General features: G+C 66.0%; 17 protein-coding genes. 9 read left to right on the top strand and 8 right to left on the bottom strand.

What is annotated here, in order from left to right; all coding sequences use genetic code 11:
* Window positions 1–37 precede the first annotated feature (37 nt).
* The 3 genes from AB0K10_RS09535 to AB0K10_RS09525 all read right to left on the bottom strand — a co-directional run bounded on the left by AB0K10_RS09535 (window position 38) and on the right by AB0K10_RS09525 (window position 3,082).
* Window positions 38–1,210: a hypothetical protein gene (locus AB0K10_RS09535; RefSeq protein ID WP_363681656.1), complete on the bottom strand. Its 1,173-nt coding sequence runs from the start codon at window positions 1,208–1,210 to the stop codon at window positions 38–40.
* Between the two features lie 7 nt (window positions 1,211–1,217).
* Window positions 1,218–1,646: a hypothetical protein gene (locus AB0K10_RS09530; RefSeq protein WP_363681654.1), complete on the bottom strand. Its 429-nt coding sequence runs from the start codon at window positions 1,644–1,646 to the stop codon at window positions 1,218–1,220.
* A 206-nt stretch (window positions 1,647–1,852) separates the two neighbouring features.
* On the bottom strand, window positions 1,853–3,082 hold the full coding sequence (locus AB0K10_RS09525) for a Shedu anti-phage system protein SduA domain-containing protein (RefSeq protein WP_363681652.1): 1,230 nt from the start codon (window positions 3,080–3,082) through the stop codon (window positions 1,853–1,855).
* 350 nt (window positions 3,083–3,432) lie between these two features.
* On the opposite strand from AB0K10_RS09525, the gene AB0K10_RS09520 reads away from it, so the two are divergent.
* Window positions 3,433–4,323, top strand: coding sequence for a hypothetical protein (locus tag AB0K10_RS09520; protein WP_363681650.1), 891 nt, complete (start codon window positions 3,433–3,435; stop codon window positions 4,321–4,323).
* 32 nt (window positions 4,324–4,355) lie between these two features.
* On the opposite strand, the gene AB0K10_RS09515 is transcribed toward AB0K10_RS09520, so the two are convergent.
* Both AB0K10_RS09515 and AB0K10_RS09510 read right to left on the bottom strand, forming a co-directional pair.
* Complete coding sequence (locus AB0K10_RS09515) at window positions 4,356–4,634, bottom strand: hypothetical protein (RefSeq protein WP_363681648.1); 279 nt, start codon at window positions 4,632–4,634, stop codon at window positions 4,356–4,358.
* Window positions 4,631–4,870: a cell division protein DivIVA gene (locus AB0K10_RS09510; protein ID WP_363682194.1), complete on the bottom strand. Its 240-nt coding sequence runs from the start codon at window positions 4,868–4,870 to the stop codon at window positions 4,631–4,633. The genes AB0K10_RS09515 and AB0K10_RS09510 overlap by 4 nt, the downstream gene beginning before the upstream one ends.
* A gap of 372 nt (window positions 4,871–5,242) precedes the next feature.
* Here AB0K10_RS09510 and AB0K10_RS09505 point away from each other — a divergent pair, with 372 nt between their 5' ends.
* The 8 genes from AB0K10_RS09505 (at window position 5,243) to AB0K10_RS09470 (ending at window position 16,809) form a co-directional block, all read left to right on the top strand.
* Window positions 5,243–5,482, top strand: a complete 240-nt coding sequence (locus AB0K10_RS09505) for a winged helix-turn-helix domain-containing protein (RefSeq protein ID WP_109817235.1) — start codon at window positions 5,243–5,245, stop codon at window positions 5,480–5,482.
* Between the two features lie 72 nt (window positions 5,483–5,554).
* Complete coding sequence (gene pglX, locus AB0K10_RS09500; RefSeq protein WP_363681646.1) at window positions 5,555–9,130, top strand: BREX-2 system adenine-specific DNA-methyltransferase PglX; 3,576 nt, start codon at window positions 5,555–5,557, stop codon at window positions 9,128–9,130.
* On the top strand, window positions 9,127–10,299 hold the full coding sequence (locus AB0K10_RS09495; protein WP_363681644.1) for a hypothetical protein: 1,173 nt from the start codon (window positions 9,127–9,129) through the stop codon (window positions 10,297–10,299). Before pglX ends, AB0K10_RS09495 begins: the two co-directional genes overlap by 4 nt.
* Before the next feature lie 60 nt (window positions 10,300–10,359).
* Window positions 10,360–11,673, top strand: coding sequence for a hypothetical protein (locus tag AB0K10_RS09490; RefSeq protein ID WP_363681642.1), 1,314 nt, complete (start codon window positions 10,360–10,362; stop codon window positions 11,671–11,673).
* 405 nt (window positions 11,674–12,078) lie between these two features.
* Window positions 12,079–14,673, top strand: coding sequence for a hypothetical protein (locus tag AB0K10_RS09485; RefSeq protein ID WP_363681640.1), 2,595 nt, complete (start codon window positions 12,079–12,081; stop codon window positions 14,671–14,673).
* A 221-nt stretch (window positions 14,674–14,894) separates the two neighbouring features.
* Window positions 14,895–15,203: a type VII secretion target gene (locus tag AB0K10_RS09480; protein ID WP_363681638.1), complete on the top strand. Its 309-nt coding sequence runs from the start codon at window positions 14,895–14,897 to the stop codon at window positions 15,201–15,203.
* A complete protein-coding gene (locus AB0K10_RS09475; RefSeq protein ID WP_363681636.1) occupies window positions 15,200–16,435 on the top strand; it encodes a hypothetical protein in 1,236 nt (411 codons plus the stop codon). The genes AB0K10_RS09480 and AB0K10_RS09475 overlap by 4 nt, the downstream gene beginning before the upstream one ends.
* Window positions 16,436–16,479: 44 nt before the next feature.
* Window positions 16,480–16,809 carry a hypothetical protein gene (locus AB0K10_RS09470; RefSeq protein WP_363681634.1) on the top strand — a complete coding sequence of 110 codons (330 nt, stop codon included), beginning with the start codon at window positions 16,480–16,482 and terminating at the stop codon, window positions 16,807–16,809.
* A 66-nt stretch (window positions 16,810–16,875) separates the two neighbouring features.
* Here the strand turns inward: AB0K10_RS09470 and AB0K10_RS09465 are convergent, their stop codons facing one another.
* Genes AB0K10_RS09465 through AB0K10_RS09455 form a run of 3 tightly spaced genes read right to left on the bottom strand, consistent with a single transcriptional unit; the run spans window position 16,876 to window position 20,329 of the window.
* The gene (locus AB0K10_RS09465) at window positions 16,876–17,115 is read right to left on the bottom strand and encodes a hypothetical protein (RefSeq protein ID WP_363681632.1); all 240 of its coding nucleotides are present in this window, start codon (window positions 17,113–17,115) and stop codon (window positions 16,876–16,878) included.
* Between the two features lie 4 nt (window positions 17,116–17,119).
* Window positions 17,120–18,307 carry a hypothetical protein gene (locus AB0K10_RS09460; protein ID WP_363681630.1) on the bottom strand — a complete coding sequence of 396 codons (1,188 nt, stop codon included), beginning with the start codon at window positions 18,305–18,307 and terminating at the stop codon, window positions 17,120–17,122.
* Between the two features lie 33 nt (window positions 18,308–18,340).
* Window positions 18,341–20,329 (bottom strand): DUF262 domain-containing protein, encoded by a 1,989-nt coding sequence (locus tag AB0K10_RS09455; protein ID WP_363681628.1) that lies wholly within the window; start codon window positions 20,327–20,329, stop codon window positions 18,341–18,343.
* Window positions 20,330–20,345 lie beyond the last annotated feature (16 nt).

Below are 20,345 nucleotides of genomic sequence, written 5' to 3'. Positions count from 1 at the left end.
TTGATGATCGATCCCGAACAATAAACGGATACCAACATCATCGTGCCCTTCGATCGGAGTCTGTCGGGTTCAACGTGACATCGAGCTTGTTGGCGACGACGGCCACCACGGTCAGAGCCTGCTGGATGGTTGCCGCATTCTGGAACCTGACGCGCTTCCGGCCCCGGATCACCGCCTCGCGGAGCCGTGGCCGGAGCGCCGGGTGCTGCGTGGCGGTGGCGACGGTGCCGAACTCGGGAGTCGAGCGCAGAGTGAGCAACTCGGACCAGTGGGCGGTGTGGTGGACGAAGTCGTGGATGCCGAGCCATCGCAGGCCGAGGTCGAGCGAGCGGGCGGACAGTACACGGTCGGCGAGGGATGCGCGCATCTGGCGGATGCCGCAGGAGAAGTCGCCGAAGTCGAAGTCGGCGACGATGGCGGCGTCGAGGTCACGGAGATAGCTGGCGAGATACTCCCGGGACAGGAACATGTCGATCCTGGCCTGCTCCTCGGCCCCCAGCGTCACCGGCACCGTGGCGCGGACGAACCGGCCGATGAACGCCTGCCCGTCGAGCTGCTCGGGTACCTCATGCATGCGTGTCTCGACGTCACCGGCTCTCGTGGGCCAGCGACGGGCGATGCTCACGAGCGTCGTCGCCAACTCGCCGTCAGGCTGTAACGCGGTGCCCCAGCTTTGCCCGATGTCGGTTGCGGTGTTCTGCGCGTAGCGGGGCCGCCAGACAAGGCCGTCGGTGAGGCTGCGGGGCGGGGTCAGCTCGTAGGGATTGCGGGTGTCGCTGCGATATTCGGTGGCCTTGTGCTCCAAGTAGGAGTCGAGGTTAGCGATGTGTGAGCAATAGTGGATCACACCGTGAACCACGAGTGACCTAATCCGGGTGAGGAAGACCGACAGGCCGGACACCTCGAAGAGGTATGACGCGGGAAGGATCAGTTCCTCATCGGTGGCGAGTACGGCCAGTCGTGTCGCGTGCAGCGCTTGGGCAAGGTCGGTCTCGGTGAAACGGGCCGTCGGTAAGCGGCCGTAACAGGACCGGATCTCCGGATTCAGATACTGCACGAAGATCGGCCGTGCCCGATCGTAGGTCAGCGGCGTCGTGAAGCGTTCCTCTGAATAGAGGCTGAGCTGCTGCCCTGCTAAGTGCAGGTGCAGGTCCCGGCCTGCGACATAGCCGTCGCGCCGTGCGCTGACATCCTGCTGGGGGACGGTCACGCGCCACTCACGGTGCTCGTTCGGGGCGACCCACGGTGAGATCACGGCCCGCGGTGTAAGAATCCCGGCCGGCGGTCACGTTCTGCTGGACTGTTGTCGACTGATCGACTCGTTCACCGCCAGTCCGCACCGCACTGATCAGGTCACGTATGGCGCCGGCAACTGCCGGGTCCTCCTCAAGGCGGGCCTGCAAACGGCCTTCCCACCGAGCCACCTCCAGGGCGGACGCCTCACCCCTGCGCTCTGGGGAGGCGGTCAACACCCTGTCGCGCGCATCCTCCAGGACCCGGTCCAGATTCGCCGTGGATGCAGCTCCATCGCGACCGAGAATGCGTGTCGCATGGTCCTTCACGTTGAGCCAGACGTCCGAAGCCATGGCCTGGATCAAAGCCGCGCTCGCTGCGGCGGCCAGGCCTGCTGCCGACAGGTCGTCCATGGATCACCGCATCTGTTGTGATGACGCACATCGGGGGGAGCGGGCATCGCCCAGTATGCCAACGCCGCGATACCTGTCAAGAAAGCTTCGGCCGTGGCGCTAGCGACCCAGCGCCGATAGGAATCGTCGTTCCCAATAGGAAATCCCATGTTGCTTGTGCGATGGTCGGCGTCGATGCTGACGGTGGGCGCGTCATGTTGTCGAGTTCACGACAGTCGGTAGCTGTACATTGCATCGTCGCTGTCGTATGCGCGACGTGACGCCTCGGCCCCTGCGAGCCCGAGCGCCCTGCTCGCTCCGTCGAGCAGTTGCTTGTAGGTGATGACCTCGATCCGGGCGAGGTGGCTGCTGTAGGTCCGTAGAACCTCGTTCACCTCCGCCTCGTCGAGGTCCGGCTGGAAGCGTGGATGGCCGATCACCACCGTCGCCCCTGCCCGGCGCACATCCACGCCGTGCCGGTCGAGGATGCGTGGGCGGGCTTCGTCGAGGGCGAGGAGGTAGTTCATCACCTGCCCCACCGCACGATGCACCTCACCGTTGGGGATCAGGCCATTGCGCTGATGGGTCATGATGCGCACGTTGGCCCGCTTCAGCTCCACCACGTGCAGCGAGCCGTCCGGGCGGAGCAGGGGGACGTCCAGCTCGCTCCCCGCGACGAGCCGGCGATGGCCGAGGTCCGGGAGGTAGGACCCACCAAAGACCCAGAGGTTCCTCTGAATTTCCCGTTGAAGGTCGGCCTCGCTGCTGTGCGGATTGTGAACCGCAGCAGTCAGTCGTTGCAGGGCGTCCGATCGGATCCTGAGCTGGGCGAGATGAGCTAGCTCTTCCATGCTCATCTGTTCAGCCATCGTGAGTTGGGCAGCGTCTGCGCCAGCTCCCACCGGCCGACCCTCGAGAGTCAGGCGGCTCGTCAAGACCTCGTGTAGCCAAGCGGATGACTCCCGTTGGCCGCGAAGCACATAGTGCCCAGGCTGATCCTCGTCCTCAGAGATCGCGGACGCGGACTCGAATACACCAACGAGATGACTCTGGAGATCACTGGCTGTAGCCGACGGGTTGTCGGTGAGGAACGTGCGCGCGGACGACAGAACGACACCGCCGAAGGCATCCATGGTGCGACGTACGAAGGTGAGCAGGTTGAGTCGAGATCCCGGGAAGAGTTGATACTTGATCTCGACGTCGGGGCGAAGCATCGTGTTCATCGCGTACGCCAGCGCATCCTCGATGCGCTCGCTCGCGAGTCGGTCCTCCTCTTCCCGTGCGGCGCCCTCCGCATAGCGGAGCAGGGACAGCAGTTCCTTGCCGCCGCGGTACGGGCTGCGACCGCCCATGTGCCTCAGCGCGTCCTGAAGGAAGCCATGGACATGCTCCGAGACGCCCAGCTCGATGATCTTCTCGATCAGGAGCCGAAGGGTGTAGTCAGACCTCGTTCGCATTGACCCTCACGCCTCACACTTGTCGGGTACGAAGAACCGATCATGCAACGCCCTACCGACACTTCGTCTCGTGCTGCTGCCAGCTGTGTCAGCGGCAGCCCTCAGCGCGTTGGTCGCGGCCAGATCGTCGGCCGCCTGGACTTGCAGATCGTCTCGGCCGCGTCCATCAGAAATCCGACAGCATCGATCGATGCGCGCGAGGCGCGTACGTGTCTGGCAGCCAAGCAACCTCGCTGGAGCGGCAAATGCCTGATCTTCAGCGACAGGACGCGATTGGCAGCGACCAGCCGGGTACTTAGGGTTACCGGTGCTTCACCCCAAGCGACGGCGAGCCGATTGGCGGACTGCGGATGGCTGTGAACACGCATCGAGCGAACTGCGCGAATGCCAAAAATCCGGGCTGCAAGTGCTCTGGCTGTGGCGGCTCGCTGCATGGCTGGGATGGGTGGGCAACGCTCGCCGTCGCGCGCCCCGACATGCGTGACGAGCGGCGACGTGCGCTCAACGGTGACATCCAGAAGGGCCGCGCCGGGGAACTGAAGTCCAACGCGAAGAACCGACAGGTGTCCCTCGATCTTGCCCGTTTGGACATCGCTGAGCACCTGTGGGCCACGGACCCGCGTCCCAGGGCCGAGGGCAGGCTTGAACGTGACTTCGAGGTCGGCGACAGGGCGGCGCTGGCGTTCGACAACGGGCGGATGAACATCCTCGCCGATGCGATCATGGTGGACCCCTGGGACGAGATATCGCACGACATCTACAACCTCGTTCAGAACGAGGCAACGGCCCGTGAGGTCAAGAAGGGCCTGGCCAGTCATGGCTGGTGCAGTCTGCTGGTGGCGCTGATCCAGTTGATCGAGAGGATCAACAAGGCCATCGGCCTCGTCACCGACGCGGCCAAGCAGGCCGTCAAGAAGGCGTTGTCGAATCACCTCACGTCCCGCATCTCCGAGCTGGTGAAGGACGCTGTCGTCGACATCGTCGTCGACAAGGTGTGGGCGGCCCTGATGCGGCTGCTCGAAGCCCACTTTCCCCTCCTGGGCACCGACACCGTGCGCGTCCTCCGGATGCTGGCCGTGTTCGCCTGCCCCTCGGTAGAACGGCACCGGGACGTCTACCAGCACGCCGTCGTGCCGCTCATGGGCGACGCCAAGGGGTTCGTTTCGGAGGACGTCAAGGCGCAGGTGGTCACCCTCTTCACCGCGTGGTGGCAGCGCAAGGGCCCTGAACCTGCGCTGTGACACCCGCCGGCGGCATCAGTGAGCCCCTTGGCTCACTGAGCCATTTGGGGCCGAAGAGCGCGGCCGCCTCGCGACGGTGAGGCGGGGGCGGTTGTGGGTCGGACGCCGGCGAGTTGGACGAAGATCTCGCGTTTGGCCGTCGCGTCGCCTCGGCGATTGAGGACGTAGCCGGTCAGCCAGACCCAGCCCTGGTATGTCGGCTGGTCCGAGACGGAGACGACGCGGAAGGCCAGCGCACGATCCCCGGCGAACTGCACCGAGGCCCGGCCGTCGACGAGGAGCAGGTCGCCCGGAGAGGGACGCGCGGTCACCAGTGGCCGGCGTTGTGGTGGTGCTCCTGCTGCGGCCGGCACTCCTGCGCATGCATGATCTGCCAGTCGCGCAGCGCGCGCTTGATCCGGTCGTTCTCCTGGCTGAGCAGCCGTACCGTCTCGTTGAGCATGGCCAGTTCGTCGGCCACCCTGGCCTGGAACTCGCGTACCTCATCGGGGTCGACGCCGCGCCGGCACGCGGCGAACCCGCGGGTCCGCACCTCGTGCGGCGTCAACCGGGCCGGGAAGCCGGCGGGGTAGGGCTGGCCACCTCGATACACCTGAGCCACGACGGTCCTTTCTGGGGGCAGGCGGGAGCGCGGAAGGTCCTTGTGGTGGGGCTGGAAGGGCGGGCCGTCCGCGCGGGGGCCGCGGGCGACCCGCCCGCTCCGCCGCCGCAGCCCAATTCGGCGGTACGACAGCAGAGCAGTCCGATGGGTCGGGACGGGCACACGCACCCGCCCCGACCGAGGGGGTGAGCCGAACTCGTTGCCACGCGAGGAGCGGCTCAGGGTCAAGAGTAACGACCTAGTCGTTTAAGGCAACCACTGACTGTTGTCGTTCCTGGGCGGTTCGTGATCGAATTGGCGAGCCACGCAAGGAGCGCCATGCCTACAACACCTGACTACATCCGCATCGCCGATGACATCATCGCTGGGGTCAAGGCGAAGAGGCTCAAGCCTGAAGACAAGTTGCCGCCGATCGCGCAGATGGCAACGGACTACCGGGTCGGCACGTCCACCATCCAGATGGTCTACGTGCGGCTCGAAGCCCTGGGCGTCATCCGACGTCACCAGGGCAAGGGCATCTTCATCACCGAGCCGAAGACCTGGATGCGGGAGCCGTAGGTAGCGGGCCGGCTACCTATACGAGCCTTTTGGGTACCCCCGTCCCGTCAGCGGGACGACTAGAGTCGGCGCGTGATCGACCGGAAGCTGCTGTTGTCCGACCTGCAGAAGCAGGTCAAGAACCTGGAAAAGGACCTGCGGGAGCAGGCCGAGTCGGTCGAGGAGGTGCGCCTCCGCCTGCGTGGTGAGTACGACCACGCCTTCAAAGTCGGACGCACCGCAGCCACCTGGACAGCCTGGCGCGACGAGCGAGTCACCCAGGCCGCCGTCGCCTGGGTACTCGGCACGGTTTTCGTACGCTTCTGCGAGGACAATGGCCTGCTGCCAGATCCCTACCTGGCCGGCCCGGGGGATCGCCTGGTGCTGGCCGAGGAGGCCGAGGCGCAGTTCTTCCGTGACCAGCCCGACAAGACCCTCCGCGACTGGCTGCATCAGGGCTACGACGCCATCGCCAGCACGCAGGCTGGCAAGTCACTCTTCGACAAGCGGCACAACCCGCTCTACCAGATCCCGCTGTCCCACGACGAGGCCAAGAACCTGATCGCCTTCTGGCGACGGCGCGGCGAGACCGGAAGTTTGGCGCATGACTTCACCGACCCAGAGTGGGACACCCGCTTCCTCGGCGACCTGTACCAGGACCTTTCCGAGGCAGCCCGTAAGACCTACGCCCTGCTCCAGACCCCGGAGTTCGTCGAGGAGTTCATCCTCGACCTCACGCTGACGCCAGCGATCGACGAGTTCGGCCACGACGTGGTCAAGATGGTCGACCCCACCTGCGGCTCGGGCCACTTCGTCCTCGGCGCCTTCCACCGCCTGCTGAAGGAGTGGGAGCAGCACGCCCCCAACCGCGACCCCCACGAGCGCGTGCACCTCGCCCTCGACGCCGTCCACGGCGTCGACATCAACCCCTTCGCGGTAGCCATCGCCCGCTTCCGCCTCCTGGTAGCCGCGCTGGGGGCATGCGACTTCAAGAGCCTCGCCGACAGCGCTGGGTACGCCTTCCCGCTCCACTTGGCGGTCGGTGACGCCCTCATCAAGCACCGGCAGCTCGACCTCTTCGGCGGTGCGGACGAATTGGCCGACTTCCGATACGCCACCGAGGACGGGCAGGACCATCCCGGCATTCTCGAAGAGGGCCGCTATCACGTTGTGGTCGGTAATCCGCCCTACATTACTGTCAAGGACAAGCGCCTCAACGACCTTTACCGCGCTATCTATTCGGCCTGCCACATGCAGTACGCCCTCTCGGTGCCCTTCGCTCAGCGCTTCTTTCAGCTGGCGAAACCCGCCGATTCGGACGGTAGGAGTGCGGGTATGGTCGGCCAAATCACCGCGAACTCGTTCATGAAGCGTGAGTTCGGTAGAAAGCTAATTGAACAGGTCTTTGGCCAGGAGGTTGACTTGACGCAAGTCATCGATACCTCAGGTGCATACATTCCAGGGCACGGTACACCGACGGTGATCCTGGTGGGCCGCAACCGCAAACGTAACCGCGGTGCAACCGTGCGGAGTGTGCTCGGCATTCGGGGGGAGCCCAGCGCTCCCGCCGACCCGAGCAAAGGACTTATCTGGCAAGCCATCGTTTCCCAGATTGACCAGGTTGGCTCTGAGTCGGAGTGGGTCAGCGTTGCGGACACTCCGCGGGAGCGTCTAGCAGCCTACCCGTGGAGTCTCAGCGGTGGCGGCGCTGTAAATGTCTTGCAGCACATCGTCAGCGCATCCGAGCAGCTGCTGTCCGGGGTCATCAACTCGGCCGGATTCATGGCGGTTACACGCGCTGATGACGTTTACCTCGTCGAGCGGTCCCTCGGGCGGCGACTGGCAGCCGAGACCCGGATTGTTCCTTTCGCCACCGGCACATCCCTTCGTGACTATAGCAACGACCCCGAAAGCGATGTTGTTTTCCCATACTCCGTCGATGGTCGGACTCCAGCGATTGGAGAAGCAGCGCGGCGGATTCTTTGGGCCTGCCGAGCGCAGCTGCGAACGCGTCAGGCCCTTTCTGGGACTCAGGAAGATCGAGGGCTTTCTTGGTTCGAATATTCGGATTTCCATCCATCGAGGTGGTCCGCTTCGATGAAGATATCCTTCGCGGTTGTTGCGACACATAACCATTTTGTGTTGGACCGCGGTGGGAAGGTCTTCAACCGGCACGCCCCGGTGATCAAGTTGCCGGAGGCGGCGTCGGAGGAAGATCATCTGCGGCTGCTTGGGTTGCTCAACAGCTCGACCGCATGCTTCTGGCTTAAGCAGGTCAGCCATGGCAAGGGCAATGGGGGCGTCAACGAGGGTTACCGAGGCGACGAGTGGGAAGAGTTCTACGAGTTCACCGGCACGAAGTTGCAGGAGTTTCCGCTGCCGTCGGCTTACCCCCTTGAATTGAGCCGGCAGATCGACGGTCTGGCGCAGCGGCTCGCCACCGTGACCCCGGCGGCGGTTGCGGCCTCCGGTGTTCCCACCCGTGAGCGGATGGACCCCGCCGCATACGACTGGCACATCACACGGGGCCAGATGATCTCCCTGCAGGAGGAGTTGGACTGGCAGGTCTACACGCTGTATGGGTTGCTGGACGAGGAGCTGACCGCGCCGGAGAGCGTCCGGCCGCCGATGCTCTGTCTCGGAGAGCGGGCGTTCGAGATCGTGCTCGCTCGCAACTTGGCCGCCGGTGAGGCGGAGACGCAGTGGTTCGCTCGGCACGGGTCGACGCCGATCACCGAACTGCCGGCGCACTGGTCGGACGAGTACCGGGCGGTCGTGGAGCGGCGGATCGCGGTCATTGAGGGCAATCGCAACATCGGGTTGATCGAGCGGCCGGAGTGCAAGCGCCGCTGGGCCACCGAGGGCTGGGAGGTCATGCAGCAGAAGGCGCTGCGCGACTGGCTGTTGGACCGGTGTGAGGCGCGGGAGTTGTGGTACCAGCACGTCGACGGTCTCGAACAGCCGCGCCCACTGACCACCGCCCAGCTCGCCGACGAGTTGCGCCGCGACGACGATGTGCTCGCCGTCGCCAACCTCTACGCGCCCGGTCAGGATCTCGGCAAAGTGGTCGCCGATCTGGTCGCCGGCGAGCACGTGCCACATCTGGCCGCGCTGCGGTACAAGGACACCGGGCTGGCCAAGCGCGCCGACTGGGAGCAGGTGTGGGACCTGCAACGGCAGGAGGACGCGCTGCCCGACGAGGCGGCGAAGCGGGAGTTCCGTAAGGGCATCCCGGTGCCGCCGAAGTACACCTCGGCGGACTTCCTCAAGAGCAGCTTCTGGAAGCATCGGGGCAAGCTCGACGTACCCAAGGAGCGGTTTGTCTCGTACCCCGGCGCCAGCCGCGACGGTGACCCGTCGCTGCTGGTCGGCTGGGCCGGCTGGGACCACCGCGAGCAGGCCCAGGCCCTGGCCACCCTGATCGTGGCCCGCGAGCAGGAGGACGGCTGGGCCGACGACCGGCTGTTGCCGCTGGTCGCGGGGCTGCGCCAGATCCTTCCCTGGGTACGCCAGTGGCACGGCGAGTTCGACCCCGAGTGGGGAGCGTCGCCGGCGGACATCTACGACGGCTTCCTCGCCGAGACCACCAACCGGCTGCACCTCACCGACGAGGCGCTGACCTCATGGCGCCCGGCCAAGGCGACCCGCGGCCGTAAGGCCAAGGCGTGACGACCGAGTCAATGTCGACCGGCTTGGCGGCGGACGTCGAGGAGCTGACCGAGATCCTGGCGGCTCGCCGTTCCCGGCTGTGGCAGATCACCCAGCCGGCCGACCTGGCGGCATGGGTGTTCGCCGACCCGGAGCCGGCGCCGCTCGACCCGTCGCCAGCAGCCTTCGACGGTAACTGGGCCCACGGGCTGGACGAGCCGCAGCGCGCGGCGTGGGCCCTGGCCGGATGGCTGGCCCGGATGACGGTGCCCGAAGCCGCACCGACCGCCGGCAGGCACTGGCTGCTGTCGCGGGTGGACGAGGGCGACGGTCCGCTGCTGCGGCTGACGGTAGGAGTGCTGGAAACCCTCGGCGTGTACGAATCCGGCGAGGAGGTGTGGCTGCGGGTGGCCGGAGCACCTATCGGCCTTGCCATGGACGCGGGCGCGGTGGACCTGGAGGAGTGGGGGCGGCGCGGCATCGACGTGGGGGAGGACCGGACGAAGACCCTCGCCGAGGAGAAGCTGCTCCTCACCTGCCCGGACATCGACACGGCGCTGTGGCTGCTCCGGCAGCCGCCGGTCATCGCCGCCGCTCGGATGCTCAATGCCTGGGTGGCGGCCGGCCCGTTCCCGTTCGAAAGCCGGTACCGGCCCGAGGTCGTCGGCCGAGCCTGGCAGGCCGCCGAAACCCTGCTCGCCGGTCCGGCGCCCGCTCAGTCCGGCGGTGAGCGGGGCTACGACCGGGAGTACGCGGAGTCGGCAGTCTCGCCCGACCTGCCGGCGCAGCGGTCGTTCGACGCGGACGCCTATCGGGCCGGGGTGACTGAGCACGACCGACTGTGCCGGGTGCTGATCGACCACCTCGGTGCCGAGGGTGTACGGGTTGGTGCGGGACTGCATGAGGTACCGGTGGATCTGGCCTGGCGGGACGCCGACGGGCGGCAGTTCATCGCTGAGGTGAAGAGCGTGGTCGGGCTCAATGAAGTTGAGCAGCTTCGGCTGGGCCTCGGTCAGGTCCTCGAATACCGTCACCGCCTCGCGACGCGCGGATTGGTCGCGACGCCCGTGCTGGTCGTGTCGAGATACACAGACGAGGCATGGTTCGACATCTGCGGTGAGAACCACGTCGTCCTGCTTCAGGGCGAGGACGTGTCGGATTGGACGGCCAGGCTGCGATCCGCGGCCTGAGGATTGTGGTGGCGTCGCTACCGCCGATGGTGGTGATGCCAGTTCGGGAGGGGACAAGACGTGACCACTGTTGACAAGGCACACGTGCCGGTGTGGACGCTCGCCACGGAGGCCGTCCGGGTGCCGAACGTGCTCAGCGAGGATGGCATGACGCCCGCCCGACTCGCCGAGCTGAGAACGGCCCTGGCGACATTTGCGGAGTCCCCCATCGCCACGCTGGAAGCGCACCCGGTGTCGATCAAACGCGACCGGAGCAGCGGAATTTCGCTACACGCGACGAGCCCGCTCGCTCAGCAGCTTTCGCACCTCGTGAACCAGACGGCGAAATCAGCGCCCCCCACGCTGAACGTCGCCGCTTCCGGTGATGTGCTCTACCGATTGGTGGTGCCGGCCAAGGTCGCCGCGCAGGTTGGTAAGGGACTCGTGCGGCCCATGACTTCCAAAGCTGCTGCGGGGGGAATCCACGGCGCGTTGGTCAACTCCACCGGGATCGCAGCCCAAGCCACGTTTGTGCCCGTTGCTGGCAAGGCCGCTGTTGCAGGTGCGGCAACCGGCTCGGCCACCACAGCTGGGGTGGCCGCGGCCAGCGCCGGAGCGTTGACAGTGGCCGCACCACTTGTGTTGATGGCCGTCGCGGTTGGCGTCAGCGCCTACGCCGATCAGCAACGCCAGCAAGCGATCGAGCGAATCACCGACCTCCTGGAGCAGTTGCACGAGGACAGCCTGGATAGGGAACGCAACGCGTTGGACGGTTGTCGTGACGCGATCGACAAGGCGACGTCGGTCCTCCTCGACCAGGGACGCGTCGGCCTGTCGTTGGGGCTCGATTCCTCCTCGTACGCGATCAACACAGCGGTCGAGGGAACCAAGCGTCGGCTCATGAAGTGGCAAAACGCGCTCGCTGCGCTGCCCGACGGTCCGGTGGAACTCGGCGTGTTGATGAAGTCGTTCCCCGGCATCAACGAGGAAGGCGGCGCATTCCGCGCGCATCTGGAACTGGCGCGACTCGCCATCGCGCTCAAACGCCGAGTGCTCGTGCTTCAAGCGGTGGAGCATGCCCAGCTGGCGGGTGCGGACAATCCGTTCGAGAGCTTCGTCGCAAGCCTGCGCGAGGACGAGCGTCGCGTGGACCAGCTGGAGTCAGGCATCAACTCGGTCCTGCTACGACTGTCGGCTATGCAATTGAAGCGTCACGGTGGCATCCGGAACATCATGTTCACGCAGGGCGAGGTCGACGAGCTGCTCAAGGCCGCGTATCGCCTGCGCGCCTGGGGTGATGGGCTCCCCGTTGGGAGCCACCAAGCTGACGTGGCGATTGAGATCGAACGAGGCAGCGACGGATCGCTCGTGGTGTTCCCTGCAGTCGCCGCCTGACCCCGATGGCCGGCGCGGGCTGATCACCTGAGTCGGCATCTGCCCCTCACCTGCGGCTCAGGGTCGAGCACCGTTTCACAACCAAGTCCTGTGGCTGTGGGAGGCGTGATGGCATCAAAAAAGAACTCACCCCGCTACCGCATCACGCGGGTCTACCCGGCGCGGGGGAAGTTGCAGCGGTTCCTCCTTGACCAGCCGATTACCCTGCGGTGCTCCGAGTGCCAGCAGACGAGCATGTCCAGCTCGGTGGTAACGGTGTCCGGAGACTGGGGAAAGTTGCTCTGCATCCGGTGCTACAGCCGTGTGAAGACGGATACGACCGTTGCGAGAGAGCCCAGACCCAAGGCCGAGCCGACCGCCGTGTCACCGCGTCCGCAGCCGGTTGCCAGTCCGCTGCCTCGGGACATGATGTGGCTGGCCTCGCTGCATCGCACTGTCGCCGAGGGCGGCCGGCTTGCACCGGCGGAACAGGAGATTCTCAAGGCAAGGGCTGGCAGTCCGGCCTCGATCGCTGCCATGCGCTACGCGGGGCTGCTGGTCGACAGCGAGGCGCGGATCGCCACCGTGTCCGGCGACGCCCAACTGGCTCGAAAGCTGACCGGTGTTCGGGACATTCTGGCTCAGTCGTGCCAGGCGGCAGGACTGACCTTCAAGGATGAGTACCAGCGGGAGCGGGCCGCTCTGGATGCGGAGCCCGCCACACCAGAGCCGCTGGAGACGGCGGTTGTCCGTGCCGTGACCAGTGACCGCTTCACCGAAGCGTTGACCCAGGCACTCAAGCGGCGCTCGCTTCGAGAGCGCGCACTCGAGCGACCCACCACAGACGTCTGGCGCTGGCTCGATGAACACGAAGGTTCGCGGTGGCGGTCACTGCCGTCCGGAGTGCGCCGGATGTGCAGACTGGACCCCGCAGCATTCACCCGCAAAGCGTTCATCGACCTCAACGGGTCGGATTGTGATCCGAACCTGGCACACGAGGCCGTCGCAGAGCAGTGGGTGAGCTGTGCCAATGAGATCGTGTCCGCGCTGATGCGGGTACGGGAATCGTTGGAGTCGGAGTTGGGCAGCGCGCCTCCGCCGGCTAGGGCCGCGTTAGGGGCCCAACTTCGGCAAAGCGAGGAGGCATACGCCAGAGGCAGCGCCAGGTGCCTCGAGGCTCGATTGATCGTCGGCCACCTTCACCTTCGCGCTGTTCGGAAGTACCGGACTCAAGGGATGCGGAAGCTGCGCGCCGATTGTCTCGCCGAAGCGACCAAGACGGCGATTGAGGCGGACCCCGTACTCGGCGCGATTGTGGCGGAAGCGTGCCAGCAGCATCGGGCCGCATGCCCAGCGGTCGGTGCCGCCTATCCCTGCGCGGACTGCTCGCCCTCGGTGGCGGACGTGGTGCGTGAGCGACTGCGCCAGGCCCCGGTGGTCGACGTGCCGCGACAGCCCGCGCAGCGCGACCTCCAGCAGCCGCCGGAGACGGAGAACACCGAACAGCTTTCCGACGGGCTCTTCGCTTGTGAAGAGCTGCTGAAGAACTTCGCTGACCAGAAGAAGCTGAGCCTCGTCATCGTGGAATGCCAGACCCGGCCGGACGACAGCACCTTCGGCTATGCGTGGCTGGCGCGGGACGGTAGTCACGGACAGGGAACGGGTACCGCGCTCAACGACCTGGACCAGACGGTGCAGGCGCTCTGCAGCACCGCACTCCTGATCCGCGAGACGGGGTCGAGCGTGCGCCTCGTTAGTCGCCACCTGAGGGCAGCGAACATCGTCCACCTGACGCTGCGATCGGGCGACGTCTACACCCCGTTGGACACCCCGCTGTCCGAAGCGACGCGAGAGTGGCTGCGGCAGGTGGCCGAGCGTCCGCATGGCATCGCTGTCTCGATCGACACGTGCGAGCAACGCCACCGAGGCTCTCTGAGGGCAGAGGAATTGGCGCGGCTCGCGGCGCTGGGCACGGATGGCCCAGCGGACGGACCTCGGGACGAGTCGCTCCTCGGCCCTCACGTGGCGACCCGCGCGCTCGTGCCTTCGGCCCCAGGTCGGCTTGTCGGGCCCGACGACGAAGCCGGCGCAGCCCGATGGCTTACCACCAACGGTGGCCAGGGCGTGGAGATGTCGTGGCGGGTCGGCCTGCATCGCGTCCACCTCGACAACAAATGGTGCCCTTTGCCCGATGGCTGGACGCCTGATCATGAGGACGGACGGCATCTCCGCCTGTACCTCAACCACGACTCTGAGGACACGTCGCACAGGCCGGTGCAACGCGTCGCCCTACGCCAGCGTGGGGGCCAGTGGGAACTCGCCGGGCTCACCTGGCCGGCGGGCCTCGCGCCAGGAACGCTGATTACCTTCACCTGGCGCCTCACGCAGGGCTTCGTCACCGGCGACACCGCCCCGCTACCAATGCCCGAGCGAATCGACGGCGTCTACTTCACCCACGAGTACGACCCGCACGTGGTGACGAGACAGAATGCGCCTGGTGCCGACCAGTATGACCGGATTCCGGACCTCACCGACACGGGCTGGACACTGCATACACTGCGCAAGCTGGGCTACCTGACCGAGGACGGCGAGGCGATCCTTGCCGAAGATGCGCTGGTGGACAACTGTCTGAGATTGGGTCTGCCCGCCAGCCGCGCCGCCGCTATCCCGGACGCCGTTCGGCAACTCGTGCGCGCTCGTACCCTCGATCGGGTAACCGGCAGCCAAGACAGCTCCGGTCATCCCTGGTACCCGCCGCTGGCGAGGCAGCCTCGAATTCCGCTACTGCGCTACCGACCGCGGGTCGAGGTGGTGGCCACAAGACACGACCCATTGGTCGAAGTGCACTCGCAGCGACGCCCGCATGAGGTAGCCGGGTTTCTTCGGCGATTGCCGCCGGGTGCGAAGGCATCCCCTGAGCAGGAGGACGCATACCGCGAGGCGGTCCGGGAGGCGCGGATCGTGGACCGCGGGCTTCCAGACGGGATCACCTACGTCAAGCCACACCATCGCGCCCGCTGACAGGACTCTCGTTCGGCGCCCGTTGACGAGTACAGGGCATGGCTGCCTGACGTCCTGAACCGGACGATTGACCCCTCCGAGGACAGCTGAGCAACGATCACTTTCGGTAGGGTGATGCTTCCGTGGCGTACGAGGGGATGCGACGTGGGTAAGCATGGCAGCCGGTTTCCCGTGCCGCCCGAGGTTGATGATGATCGCTCCCGACGGCGACAGGACGGCTGGTGACCGGCGGCTTCGAGGTGGATTCGCAGTCGCTGCGAGTCCACGCCCGCGCAGTCGACGACACCGCCGACGCAATGGAGGAGTGCCGTCGAGCGGCGTCCTCGATTGCGCTGGGCCGTGATGCGTATGGCCGGTTGTGCCAGCTGATACCCAGCCTGCTTCACCCGATTCAAGAGGCCACCATCGACAGCCTCGGCGAGACAGTTCGGGCGCTGCAGGAGGCGGCCGACGGGCTACGTACGGTTTCTGACCGGTATGAGCGGGGTGACGAACGCGCGGCCAGCCGTTTCGGTGGAGGCACACGGTGAGCCAGCCATCTCCCTTGGTCGCCGCCCGCCACGACAGCACGACGGCGTTCAGCGGCATCTTCATCGCGGAGGATATCGACGCGCTGATGGCGGGCTACACCTCCGGCGGCTGGATCGATGTCGCGATCGGCGGTGTCGCGACCTCGATGGATGCCCTCGCCTTCGTCACGGATCCGCTCGGGCAACTGGTCGCATGGGGAGTGGGCTGGCTGATCGAGCACGTCAAGCCCCTGTCCGATGCGCTGGATGAGTTGGCCGGCGACCCAGATCAGATCACCGCGTACGCACAGACCTGGCGCAACGTTGGGAGGGCCGCAGCCGAGACGGGCGCAGACCTCAGGGCAAAAGTCGGTAGCCAGATATCAGGCTGGGGCGGCTCCGCTGCCGATGCGTACCGTCGAACCAGCGACCGGCACATTGCCGCAATGAACGCGCTCACCAAGGCTGCGGACGCCATGGCGGAGATCACCACTGGCGCCGGGCTACTCGTCGCGATGGTCCGCGGTCTGGTCCGTGATCTCATCGCGGAGTTCGTGTCGGTGCTGGCGGTGCGCCTTTGGGAATGGCTCGCCGAGGCCGGCCTGACGCTGGGCGTGGCAACCCCGTGGGTGATCACGCAGGTGACCGCTCTCGCCGGCAAGTGGGTAGCCCGGATCGCCCGCCTGTTGCACGGACTGATCGAGAGCCTGCGCCGGCTGGCGCCCATCCTGCGCCGCCTCGAACAGCTCATCGCGGATCTGAAGGCTCTTCTCCGAGGCGCCACGCCCGGGGGAGCGGCGCCGGCATCGGCGCTAGATCGGGGCACCCACCTGTTTCACGCCGACGCCGATCCGCTTCGGAAGTGGGGCCCGGCGCGCCAGACCCACCCCGAGGAGTGGGAGGGAGCCATCCAGGAGGCGCGAGATTTGGGCGTCGACATTACCTTCCGCCCGGACGCCCTAGCCTACGGTCCGGCCCCCGCGCCGGGCAGCCCTGGTCAACTCGTGCTCGACCCCGAGGCGTCGTATGGGGCGCTGCTGCACGAGATGCAGCACCTGCGCGACGACCAGGCTGCCGGCTGGGCGGGCATGAGAGGCTGGTTCGAGGACCCGGTCGTGCGGTACGAGAACGAGGTTCGGGCGTACCAGAAGGAGATTGACTATGCCAACTCGATCGGTGACCACGAGTCCGTCGAACGCCTGAACCAGGCGATTCGCGAAGAGTATTCGAGAATTTTCGGAGTTGATCCATGACCGCACCGCCCCCGCCTAACCTCCCAGTCCCGCCGGTGGGGCAGATGACCAACGCCGGGTTGGCGGACCTGGCCGCGAGCGGGGGCCCGTACCGGGGCAAGGCGGTGTTCGAGCTTGTTGACCGGGCGCGGTCCGACGACGATGCGGCCACCCGGCTCGATCAGCTGAGCCGGCTACCAGCCCTGCGCGAAGACCGCGCATTCCACCTGGTCTCGCTCGCGTGGGCGGCGATCATCGGCCTGTTGGCAGCAGAGACTCCGCACGCACGGGCGAGGGCCTACGCCGCATTCGAGGCCCTGGATCGCGCCGAGCAGGTCGACTTCCTCGCATGCGTACGAGCGGAACGGGTTGAGGACGCCCATCCGCAGATCTGACGTGAACAAGGGGCCCGGCTTGTACATGCCGCAGAGTGCCTGATCTCCCATGACACTGCCGTTGGGTCAGCTCCGCTGCTCGAAGTGGACCCGGCGACCGGCGATATCCGGGTGGGCAGAGATTCCAGCATCGCGCCATGACGTGGACTGCGCATGGGTCCTGTCCTCGTTCGACCACCAGGCCGAGTAGCGGAAGGCCGAACTGGGCAAGCCTCCGGGAACCAGGTCCGAGATCTCCTCGAAGCTCATCTCGACATCCCCGGAATGTTGCCGGAGGTGTTCACGTAAACCGTCGTACTTGGCCACGGACTCACCCCGCGCCGGGCTCGGGCGTGTTGAGGACGTCCAGGATCGCGGCGGCCACCTGCTCGATGTAGTCGATCGTCTGCGTGGTGCTGGGCCCGTCGATAGGGCGCTTCCGACTGGTGTCCTCAGGATCCTCGTCGTACTCGTGGGCGATCTTGTGACGGCGCTGCACGACCTGCCGGAGTTGTTCCTGGATGTCCTTGCCGGTGAATGCGACCCCGTCGCCGCTCTGCTCTGTGAGGACTCGCGCCACCCGGTCCCAGAAGCCCTTGACGTCATGGACGAGACCGAAGCCCTCGCGAATCTTGTCCGGATTCTGGTAAACAAGATGGCCCTGATCGCGTAGCTGTTGATCCAGGGCTTCGACGAGTGTCTTCGTGCCCAGCTGGACCTGCTCGACCAAGCCGAGCGTGATCTGGAAAGCCGTGAAGCCTTTCGGCCTCTGGGCCGTGGGCTGTTCGACCAGCTTGAGCATCCGGCTCCGGATCTCCTGCCGGACCCAGTGGTCCAGTGCGGCGACGCTCTGGACCCAGGCTGCTCGGAATACATCCGAGACCTCGAACGACCCCACCTTGAGCTGATCCAGGTGCTGGCCGGCGGTGGCAAGGCTACGGGCGTAGTTCAGGTTCCGCCGCAGGTTCGTGAAGGGACTGGAGCCGTCGTCCTGGCCAGGTGGACTAGAGGTAACGGGCTCCTCGGGAGGTGCGGTCGCTGTGTTGGGACGTAGAAGCCGCTCGAGTCGGGTGACGCTGTCAGCCTGGTTGATCCGGTAGACGGTGGTCAGCGACGGGAGGGCAAGCACTTCCCGCTCCACCGACGCCCGAGGAATGTCGGTGCGAGACCAGTGCACGGGACGTACGTGGCGGATGTCAGAGGGTAGGTCGGTCCGGTACTCGTAGGAGCCGGTCACGCGGCCGACAGCAACGTCGGGGCTGGTTCGTTGGAGGTACAGCACGATGTCGCCCTCGGACATCCGCGACCGGAACGCGACCAACTGGATCGCGTAATTTTCCACCGAACGCCGCTCGACCTCTGGGTAGGCGGCTCTGACACGCTCGTAGATGTCGGTGTGGGTCGTGGTCTCCGTCAGGTCACCCGCGCCGGACCAGCCGACCGCGATCAGATTCTTGTCGAGGGCGAGGGCGTCGTAGCTGTCATCGCGTCCCGCCCGCACGATCCATGCCTTCGTCATCGGATCTCCTTTGAAGGGGTGTCGGTGTGCGGGTCAGTCCGTGCTGGTGATGGGGAACTTCGTGGGCTCACCGTCCCACTGCTTTGCCTCGATCCGGGGAAGCGCGGAGAGGGGCTGGGAGGTGTCGAGTTCCCGGTCGAAGACACCGCGCCACTCCTCGGGAGTGCCGGTAACAAGAAACGGGCCGATGTGCACCTGCAACGAGTCCTCGATCATTTCGACCGGGGTGGACTCGCCAGCGATTGTCACATCGCTGTCGATACCCGCGACCCGCGCTGATTCGATGGCGCTGTCCAGCTCGGCCATGCTGGCCGAGCCCACCCAGGAGATGCCGTCGCCGGACGCCGTGAAGACGATCCGGCCACCGTCGCGGACGCTGCCGTAAAGAGCCAGATCGAGCGACAGTCCGGCGCTTGGGTCGGCGTTCTCGACTGGCACCTCATCGAGGAATGGCGGCCGGAATCGGTCCAGGAGATCGTTCATGGCCTCCGCGAGAAGCGCGCGGCGGGCGTTCAGGAATCGCTGGTAGCCGTCCGGGTCCCGTAGTGACTCGTCGAGTGGTACCAGATGCGCCCGCAGTTCGTGCTCGTCCAGGGTCGGGAAGTACTCGATGGGGCTCCGACCGTTGATCTTCTTGTTGGCCTGGGCGGAGATGAACACCAGATTGGCCAGATCGTTGACCATGCCCTTGTCGAAGCGGCGATCGTCGAGGGTCGACGGCGGATGGACGTGGTGGTGCTCGAGTCTGGGCGCGGTCTCCTTCTCAGGAAGGATGTCGGAGCCGTACCACCAGTCACGGGCACCGCGGGCCATGGACACGAGCAGACTGAGGAAGAAGTAGGGACTTTCCTTCGTCCGGCCCCGCAGCGCTCGCTCGGTGACCTCAGCCCGGGAGTTCTCGACGTTCAGACCCTCGAGCAGCGCCCGGACGGGATCTGACTGTCGCGCCGCCCGAATGTCCTGGCTCAACCTGGTGTCAGTGGAGCCGCTGTAGCGGGTCCGGATGGTGGCGAGCAGGAGCCAGTAGATGATCCCGTTCGAGGTTTCCTCGTCGACCGTGTCGTCGGTGCGCTCACCGAGAAGCACGACAAGTGGAATCAGGACGATCATCGAGGGCAGCGGGTCCGACCGGGTCAGCTCGAGGTGTGTCTGCAACAGTGGAATCAGCCGCCGGAGGCCGCGCTTGACCACCTCCCAGCCCTGCTCGAGTTCCGTGTCACCGGTCTGCCGCAGCTTGCTGTGGGACCACACTGACAGACCGCGCCCCAAAACGACGCCTGCCAGCGCCCGGGACAGGAAGTTGACGTCGATGTGCCCGTAGCCGTGGCGGAGCCAGTGCTCCGACTCGCGCTGCAGCCTGGTCAGCACGCCCGTCCACCTGGTGGAAAGGGTCGCCATGGCGAGGTCGAGGGTGCCGAGACGACGGCCACCGCTGTTGACCCGGACGAAGATCTCCGCGACCTCCTCGTACGGGAAACCCTTGAGGACCTCCATGAAGAACCGCCGGTTGCGCAGCTCCTTGATCTTGCCGAGTCGATCCTCGATCTCATGGTCCTCAAGAGTGGAGCCCGCGTCGAGTAGCCGCTGGGTCAGGCGCAACATGCTCGCCTTCGGGTCGAGCACGTCCGCCACCTTCACCCATTTCGGGTCGCGCTGGGTGGCCGCGCTCTGGTTCTGGAATTTCTGGTTCTCGACGTGGAAGACGACCTGCGCCTCGGGGTGGTCACTGAACACCCTGTGCAGGGACGTCAGGCGTTGCTGGCCGTCGAGTAGGAAGAGCGGCGGCTTCGAGGGCGCCCGTTCAGGTCCGCTGACGAACATCTCCCGGGTCTCCGGGACATCGTCGGTCTCCCAGAACAGGAGCGAGCCGAAGGGGTAGCCCCGGTAGATGGAGTCCATCAGCTTGGCAACCTGTGTCGGCTTCCAGACATATTCGCGCTGGATCTCAGGAAGCAGGATCTCGGCACTCGAGATCTCGTCGATCAGTTTCCCGATGGACCGCTCAATCCTGTCGACGTGCATCAGTCAACCTCTTCAT

Origin of the sequence: Micromonospora sp. NPDC049274, from assembly GCF_040678875.1 — a bacterium.
Lineage (GTDB): Bacteria > Actinomycetota > Actinomycetes > Mycobacteriales > Micromonosporaceae > Micromonospora.
This window is presented reverse-complemented; position numbering and strand designations above follow the sequence as displayed.